Raw genomic sequence first — 1,316 nt, 5'->3', positions numbered from 1 at the left:
GCCACGGGAGTAACGGGTCCGCAAGGAGAAACGGGTCCGCAAGGCCCTACCGGAGCCCCCGGATCGGCAGCCAATACCGGAGCCACGGGAGTAACGGGTCCGCAAGGAGAAACGGGCCCGCAAGGCCCTACCGGAGCCCCCGGATCGGCAGCCAATACCGGAGCTACCGGAGTAACGGGTCCGCAAGGTCCGACAGGCCCTACGGGATTTGCTGGGGCCATCGGAGAAACCGGCCCGCAAGGGGGGCCGGGTCCCACTGGAATAACCGGCCCCCAAGGTCCGTCGGGTCCCACTGGATTTGCTGGGGCTACCGGAGAAACGGGCCCCCAAGGTCTGCCGGGTCCCACCGGATTTGCTGGAGCCACCGGAGAAACGGGTCCACCAGGTTTCACCGGGGCTACCGGAGTAGGGGAGACCGGAGCCACGGGAGTAACGGGTCCGCAAGGAGAAACGGGCCCGCAAGGCCCTACCGGAGCCCCCGGATCGGCAGCCAATACCGGAGCCACGGGAGTAACGGGTCCGCAAGGAGAAACGGGTCCGCAAGGCCCTACCGGAGCCCCCGGATCGGCAGCCAATACCGGAGCCACGGGAGTAACTGGCCCGCAAGGAGAAACGGGCCCCCAAGGTCCGACAGGCCCTACGGGATTTGCTGGGGCCATCGGAGAAACCGGCCCGCAAGGGGAGCCAGGTCCCACTGGAATAACCGGCCCCCAAGGTCCGTCGGGTCCCACTGGATTTGCTGGGGCTACCGGAGTAGGGGAGACCGGAGCCACGGGAGTAACCGGTCCGCAAGGAGAAACGGGCCCGCAAGGCCCTACCGGAGCCCCCGGATCGGCAGCCAATACCGGAGCTACGGGAGTAACGGGTCCGCAAGGAGAAACGGGCCCACAAGGCCCTACCGGAGCCCCTGGATCGGCGGCCAATACCGGAGCCACGGGAGTAACTGGCCCGCAAGGAGAAACGGGCCCCCAAGGTCTGCCGGGTCCCACTGGATTTGCTGGAGCTACCGGAGAAACGGGCTCCCAAGGTCCGACAGGCCCTACGGGATTTGCTGGGGCCATCGGAGAAACCGGCCCGCAAGGGGGGCCGGGTCCCACTGGAATAACCGGCCCCCAAGGTCCGTCGGGTCCCACTGGATTTGCTGGGGCTACCGGAGAAACGGGTCCACCAGGTTTCACCGGGGCTACTGGAGTAGGGGAGACCGGAGCCACGGGAGTAACCGGTCCGCAAGGAGAAACGGGCCCGCAAGGCCCTACCGGAGCCCCCGGATCGGCAGCCAATACCGGAGCCACGGGAGTAACGGGTCCGCAAGGAGA

At 67.3% G+C, this 1,316-nt stretch carries 1 pseudogene; it reads left to right on the top strand.

Features of this window, described 5'->3' with window-relative positions:
- Positions 1 to 1,316 (top strand): annotated as a pseudogene (locus BLU58_RS15940) (collagen-like protein); the annotation flags it as partial.

Origin of the sequence: Thermoactinomyces sp. DSM 45892 (assembly GCF_900107305.1) — a bacterium.
In the GTDB taxonomy this organism is placed as follows: Bacteria; Bacillota; Bacilli; order Thermoactinomycetales; family Thermoactinomycetaceae; genus Baia.
The sequence above is the reverse complement of the archived record's forward strand: the minus strand, read 5'-3'. Positions and strand labels throughout refer to the sequence as shown.